This window comes from Streptomyces sp. AC558_RSS880, assembly GCF_019049255.1.
In the GTDB taxonomy this organism is placed as follows: domain Bacteria; phylum Actinomycetota; class Actinomycetes; order Streptomycetales; family Streptomycetaceae; genus Streptomyces.
Genome location: NZ_JAGMUJ010000015.1, coordinates 33912 through 40272, shown reverse-complemented (window position 1 = coordinate 40272; position 6361 = coordinate 33912). Strand labels below are relative to the sequence as shown.

Here is a 6361-nt window from a genome sequence, read left to right as displayed (position 1 = left end):
GCCGCCTGGCCGCCGGTACATCCGGGTAGCCCTGACCCTGCTTCGGCATCGGGGGGCGCGTCTCCGGCCGCCTGGCCGCCGGTACATCCGGGTAGCCCCGGCCCTGCTTCGGCATCGGGGGCCGGGCAGCAGTTGCCGCCCGGGCCGGGCGCGTCCGGTGGGTCCGGGCAGGCCGGTCCCGTCGGGGCGGACGATTCCGCGGAGTGTCCCGGCGCACCCGGAGCCGGGCAGCCGGGCGGTGCCCCCACTCCGGCACCGGCGGACGGGCAGCAGCTGCCGCCCGGGCCGGCGCGTTCCGGCACGTCCGCTGCCGCGCAGGGCGGTCCCGCCGTTCCGGCCGATGCCGCCGGGCAGCCCGGCGGTTCCGCCGTTCCGGCCGCGCCGGCAGCCGGACAGCCGGTGTCACCCGGGGCGTACCCCGACGTACCCGCCGCCGGGCACCAAGGGCCACCCGGGGCGTACCCCGACGTACCCGCCGCCGGGCACCAAGGGCCACCCGGGGCGTACCCCGACGCACCCCCCGCCGAGTACCAAGTGCCGCCCGGGGCGGCACATCCTGGCGCGCCCGTCGGGCCGGCGGTACCGCCCTGGGCGGGCCACCACGCCGGTACCCCCGAGCACGCCCGTGCCGCCGACGACTCCGCCGTGCCGCCCGAGGCCGGCACGGCCTCCCCGCCCCCGCCCGGGCAGCCGGGGGCGAATCATCTGCCCACCCTCGTGGCGGGTCAGAACACCCCCGCCCCACCCCCGGCACCGGGGCCGTACGGGCACCCTCAGCAGCCCGCGTACGGCTACCCCTACAACGGGTACGCCGCCGACCGGACCCCGCCCTACGGTCCACCGCCGTTCGGGCCGGCGTCCGAGCCGCGCCGGGACCGTCGTTCCACCGTGCTGCTCGTGGTGATCGCGCTGGTCGTCGCGCTCGCCGCCGGCGGCACCGTGTACGCGCTGATGAGCGGCAAAGACACCGGCAACCGCGCCGGCGGCGACCCCACCGCGGCCCCGTCGCCCGGCAGCGCGTCCCGAAGCACCGGTCCCACCACCCCGGACGACACACAGCCGACCGGCACACAGCGGCCCGGCACCTCCGCACCCGCGGACGGGACCGTCCCCGCCGACTACCTGGGCAGCTGGTCCACCACCATCGACAACGCGAGCGGCGAACACACCCGCAAGCTGACCCTCCAGCAGGGCGAGGTCGGTGACACGGTCATGTCCCTCGTCGCCGACGGGCCCACCGGCAGCGGCACCTACCACTGCGTCTTCGAGGCCCGCCTCACCGGCGGCTCCGGCGACCGGCTGGAACTCGGCCCGTCCTCCGTGACGGTCGGACAGCCGCGCAGCGCCTGCACCCCGGGAGCCGCCAGCGAGATCGTCCTCCTCCCCGACGGCTCGCTCCAGCGCGTGAACACCGGAAACGGCGAACAGCTCACCTACGCGCGGGACTGACGCACCGCACCAACTCCGCGTTCATCCAGCAGGGTTGAACGTTCGGCGAACTCCGGCGAACGAACACCGCCGACCGCTTCGCACAGTCGTACGGTGGCTGCCCGGTCGGACGTGCGGGCAGTGGCGGGGGCGGCACGATGCAGTGGCTGAGCGCGGAGAATCTGGTGGCCGTGGCGACGGCGATCCTCGGTGTCGTCGCCTCCGCCGTCATGGTCTGGTACGAGCGGCGGGTGCCGCGCCGCAAACGCATCGGGTACCGCGTGCAGTTGGACGCCCCGATCGGTGACGGCCAGCGGTCGAGCCGCACCATCCGGCGGGAGGGCTGGTTCGACACGGCGGCGGCGGGGATGACGCACGCCAGCATGGTGCTGCTGCGCATCGAGAACGACGGCTCGCAGACCATCGGCCGCGACGACTACCAGAGCCCGGGAAGCCACGGCCTGACCGTGGAGTTCACGGAGCGCACCATCCTCGGCGTCTCGGTCACCCAGCCGTCGGAGACCAGCCACCTCCTCGAGCACTTCACCCAGGAGCGCGGCTTCGGCTACCAGGACGGCACCCTGCGCCTCCCGCGCGTACCGCTGAACCGGGGCGCCTACTACAAGCTGCTGGTGCTGCTCTCCGGCGGCCGCGTGGGCGACGAGATCCAGCTGAGCGGCGACCTCAGCGAGGGCGACGTGCACCGCAACCGCAGTGCCACCCCGGACGACAAGGCCCCGCTGTTCAGCCGTGCGGCGCGACTGATCACCATCACGCTCACGCTGTGCGTGGTGGCCCTGGCGGTGATCGTCGTGGCCCAGGACGACAGCCCGCCCCCCATCGGCTGCAGGAGCGGCACCCTGACCCTCACCGGATCGACGGCGTTCGCGCCGGTGCTGCGGGAGGTCGCGGAGAAGTACGAGGAGGACTGCGCGGACGAGGAACCGCGCATCGAGGTGGACGACCTGCACGGGTCGACGGCCGGGATACGGGACCTGGCGGCGGCCGGAGCGGAGGCTGAGAACGGCTCGCCGCCGTTGGTGGCCCTGTCGGACGGACCCAAGCCGAGCGGGCTGTCCGAACTGCGCGAGACTCAGGTGGCGGTGTCGGTGTTCGCGCTGGTGGTGAACGAGGACGTGGGGCTGCGGAACCTGTCGACGGCGGACGTACGACGGCTGTACCGGGGCGAGATCGCGAACTGGAACGAGCTCGGCGGCCCGGACCTGCCGGTCCACCTCGTCAGCCGGGACGCCAACTCGGGCACGAGACAGGTCTTCCAGCGCCGCGTGCTGGGCCGGGGCGAGATCGCCCACTCCTCCGTCGACTGTGTGCACAAGGACGACCCGACCGCCCCCGTCATCCGCTGTGAACTCGACTCCACCGAACAGGTGCTGGAAACCGTCGCCGAGATCCCCGGCGCGATCGGCTACAGCGAACACGCCCGCGCCTCCCGGGCCAAGGGGCTGCACCGGTTGAACCTCGACGGCGAGGCCCCGTCCGTCGACGCCATCGAGCGCGGGACGAGTTCCTACCCGTACCGGGAGGTCGAGTACGCCTACACCTACGGGCAACCGCCGGCGAACTCGCTGGCGTCGAGCTTCCTGACGTACCTCACGCGCGGCATCGGCCAGGAGGCGATCCGCACCCACGGCCACCTGCCGTGCTGGACCCCGGCGGGGATGGAGCTCTGCGAGCGGCCCCTGCCGTGACGTAACGGGCTCAGCGCGGCTCGGGCGGACGCTGCCGCGGCATGTTGGGACGGGCCGGCCCCTGCGGGGACGGGAAGCGGCCGGGCGGGAGGGAGCCCTCCGGGCGCCCCGCGCCCGCCACCGCCGTCTGGATGCCCAGCGGCGCGCCACCCGTGCGGAACTCCACCATCCAGTCGGCCGTCTCGACCCGTACCAGCTCGGTGACGTCCTCCGAGAACCGGCGCAGTACCGACAGGCACCGCTCGGACGCCTCGCTCGCCGTGCCGTCCGCCGGGCCGAGCACCTCGCGCACGCACTCCGACGCCCAGTCGAACTGGAACGCCTGCAGCCGTCGCTGCACGGCCTGCGCGGTCGCCACGTCCCGCATCCAGCCGGACGTCATCCCGAAGAACCGGTCCCCGGCCACACAGGCCACCCCGAGCAGCAGCGCCAGATAGCCCCAGGGCGCGGACCCGTCGGCCACCCCGGTCAGATCGAGCAGCGGCAGCGCGGCCCCGGTCAGCGCGCCCGCGGCCGTCCCGGCCCGCAGCGCCCACGCGCACCGCCGCTTCCACACCCGGTCCGCGAGATACCAGGCGGCCGTGTCCAGCGCGCCGCGCTCCACCCACCGGTACAGCTCGTCCAGTCGGGCCGCCGGCTCGCCCCAGTCCCCGAGCGGGAACTCCCGCCCCTCCAGGTCGCCCGGCCACAGCCCGTCCGCCCCTTCGCCCCGCCCGTCCTGAGGCCGCCCCTCGGGCTGCATCTCCGGCTGACCCACCCGGTATCTCCCTACTGACCCCTGCTGACTCCGCGTACTGTCCGTCCATGAAACGTGACGCCACGTGCTCGCGCGCCTGACCCTTCCTACCGCCCAACGGGTGGCGGCGTCGGGGGTTCGGGCTCTTTGTCGCCCGGAAGATGGCCGTGATCAGGTATAGGGCCCCCACCGCGACTCACTCGAAAGAGTGCCGGGGCAACGGCTCCCGTGACCACGTAGGCTCGTGCCGAACGGTAAAACCCTTACCGACGGACCGACCAAGGAGCCGAATCGTGATCCCCGGTGGTGGCCAGCCGAACATGCAGCAGCTGCTCCAGCAGGCCCAGAAGATGCAGCAGGACCTGGCCAGGGCCCAGGAGGAGCTGGCGAGGACCGAGGTCGAGGGGCAGTCGGGAGGCGGCCTGGTGAAGGCCACCGTCACCGGCTCCGGCGAGCTGCGCGGCCTCGTGATCGACCCGAAGGCGGTGGACCCGGAGGACACCGAGACCCTCGCCGACCTGATCGTCGCGGCGGTCCAGGCGGCCAACGAGAACGCCCAGGCCCTTCAGCAGCAGAAGCTCGGCCCGCTGGCCCAGGGGCTGGGCGGCGGTGGCATCCCCGGTCTCCCGTTCTGACCTTTCTCAGACGGCCCGCGGGCCTCTACCGTACGTACTGAAGGAACACCAGGAAGGGACGGCAGTCCGTTGTACGAAGGCGTGGTCCAGGACCTCATCGACGAGCTGGGGCGGTTGCCCGGCGTCGGTCCCAAGAGCGCGCAGCGGATCGCCTTCCACATCCTCCAGGCGGAACCGACGGACGTACGGCGTCTGGCGCACGCGCTGATGGAGGTCAAGGCGAAGGTCCGCTTCTGCGCGACCTGTGGGAACGTCGCGCAGGAGGAGCAGTGCACCATCTGCCGCGACGCCCGCCGCGACCCGGCCGTCATCTGCGTCGTCGAGGAGCCCAAGGACGTCGTGGCCATCGAGCGCACCCGTGAGTTCCGGGGCCGCTACCACGTGCTGGGTGGCGCGATCAGTCCGATCGACGGGGTCGGCCCCGACGACCTGCGTATACGAGAACTTCTCGCACGGTTGGCCGACGGTACGGTCACGGAGCTGATCCTGGCCACGGACCCGAATCTGGAGGGCGAGGCGACGGCGACGTACCTCGCCCGCATGATCAAGCCCATGGGCCTGAAGGTCACCCGCCTGGCCAGCGGCCTCCCGGTGGGCGGCGACCTGGAATACGCGGACGAGGTGACCCTCGGCCGCGCCTTCGAGGGGAGACGACTCCTAGATGTCTGATGCCACGCTGCACGCGACGAACCAGAACCCGGACGACTTCGCGGTCCAGATCGCGGACCAGATCGAGAGCTTCCTGGTCGCCGTCACGGAGGTCGCGAAGGGCGACGAGCCGGACTCGGCCGTCCCCTTCCTCCTCCTGGAGGTCTCCCAGCTCCTCCTGGCCGGTGGCCGTCTGGGCGCGCACGAGGACATCGTCCCGGACGAGCGCTACGAGCCCGACCCGGGCCCGGAGGCCGACGTGGACGAACTCCGCGAGAACCTCGCCCGGATGCTCGACCCGATCGACGTCTACTCCGAGGTCTTCGACCCCTACGAGCCCCGCAAGGCCCCGGTCCCGGCCCGCATCTCCGACGACCTCACCGACGTCATCACCGACCTCCGCCACGGCATGGTCCACTACAAGGCCGGCCGTACCACGGAGGCCCTGTGGTGGTGGCAGTTCTCCTACTTCTCCAACTGGGGCTCCACGGCGTCCGCGACCCTGCGCGCCCTCCAGTCGGTGGTCGCCCACGTCCGCCTCAACCAGCCCCTCGCCGAACTCGACGGCCTCGACACCGACCAGGGCATGGGCGACGACACCCTGGAGTTCGAGGCGGGCAAGGTCATGGCCGAGGAGATCGGCACCCCGCTGGGCGTGCGACCGGTCATGTGATGAAAAAGGCGTGAGCATATGGCGGGCGAGTGTCCATTAAGCGCTCAAATGAGCACCTAATGGACGGTGTCGGCCGATGTGCTCACGCTTTTTGGGATGGGTGTGTCCCTGCTAGCGTCCGCGGCGTGAACGGCAGCGTGTACGTGGGCAACGCGGGCAAGGACGCGGCACTGGACCGGGGCTGGCTCCTCGGGCACTTCAAGGACGCCGGAGACCCGCGCCACAGCGAGGCGGTGGAGATCAAATGGGGCGTCCACCCCCGTGGCGACGAGCGGGCGCAGTGGGTGGAGGGCGAGGAGCGCACCGCTCTCCTGGTCCTCATCAGCGGCCGTTTCCGGGTCGAACTCCCCGGCCGCAGCGTCCTTCTGGAAGAGCAGGGCGACTACGTCGTGTGGGGACGGGGAGTCGACCACTCATGGTGCGCGGAGGAGGAGTCGGTGGTGCTGACCGTCCGGTGGCCGTCCGTACCCGGTTACGCGGTGGCGGAGGACGGGGAGACCCGATGAGCCGGTACAGCGGCTGGACAGACGTC

7 protein-coding genes are annotated in these 6361 nt (G+C 72.3%); 6 read left to right on the top strand and 1 reads right to left on the bottom strand.

Annotation, left to right across the window (positions count from 1 at the left end; all coding sequences use genetic code 11):
- The first annotated feature begins 399 nt into the window (after positions 1 to 399).
- The gene (locus KUM38_RS41595; RefSeq protein ID WP_254396764.1) at positions 400 to 1449 is read left to right on the top strand and encodes a hypothetical protein; all 1050 of its coding nucleotides are present in this window, start codon (positions 400 to 402) and stop codon (positions 1447 to 1449) included.
- 137 nt (positions 1450 to 1586) lie between these two features.
- Positions 1587 to 3137 (top strand): substrate-binding domain-containing protein, encoded by a 1551-nt coding sequence (locus tag KUM38_RS06440; RefSeq protein WP_217128288.1) that lies wholly within the window; start codon positions 1587 to 1589, stop codon positions 3135 to 3137.
- A gap of 10 nt (positions 3138 to 3147) precedes the next feature.
- Here KUM38_RS06440 and KUM38_RS06435 read toward each other — a convergent pair whose 3' ends face one another.
- Positions 3148 to 3894 carry an SLATT domain-containing protein gene (locus tag KUM38_RS06435; RefSeq protein ID WP_217128287.1) on the bottom strand — a complete coding sequence of 249 codons (747 nt, stop codon included), beginning with the start codon at positions 3892 to 3894 and terminating at the stop codon, positions 3148 to 3150.
- Positions 3895 to 4166: 272 nt separating this feature from the next.
- On the opposite strand from KUM38_RS06435, the gene KUM38_RS06430 reads away from it, so the two are divergent.
- The 4 genes from KUM38_RS06430 (at position 4167) to KUM38_RS06415 (ending at position 6335) form a co-directional block, all read left to right on the top strand.
- On the top strand, positions 4167 to 4508 hold the full coding sequence (locus KUM38_RS06430) for a YbaB/EbfC family nucleoid-associated protein (protein ID WP_217128286.1): 342 nt from the start codon (positions 4167 to 4169) through the stop codon (positions 4506 to 4508).
- Positions 4509 to 4577: 69 nt separating this feature from the next.
- Positions 4578 to 5177: a recombination mediator RecR gene (recR, locus tag KUM38_RS06425; protein ID WP_217128285.1), complete on the top strand. Its 600-nt coding sequence runs from the start codon at positions 4578 to 4580 to the stop codon at positions 5175 to 5177.
- Entirely contained in the window at positions 5170 to 5829 is a 660-nt protein-coding gene (locus KUM38_RS06420) for a DUF5063 domain-containing protein (protein WP_217128284.1), read from the top strand. Before recR ends, KUM38_RS06420 begins: the two co-directional genes overlap by 8 nt.
- A gap of 125 nt (positions 5830 to 5954) precedes the next feature.
- Entirely contained in the window at positions 5955 to 6335 is a 381-nt protein-coding gene (locus KUM38_RS06415) for a signal peptidase I (protein WP_217128283.1), read from the top strand.
- Positions 6336 to 6361 lie beyond the last annotated feature (26 nt).

Bases quoted from the DNA above. Each gene is read 5' to 3' on its own strand.
- KUM38_RS06440 (WP_217128288.1), top strand. From the start codon at position 1,587: ATGCAGTGGCTGAGCGCGGAGAATCTGGTGGCCGTGGCGACGGCGATC.
- KUM38_RS06420 (WP_217128284.1), top strand. From the start codon at position 5,170: ATGTCTGATGCCACGCTGCACGCGACGAACCAGAACCCGGACGACTTC.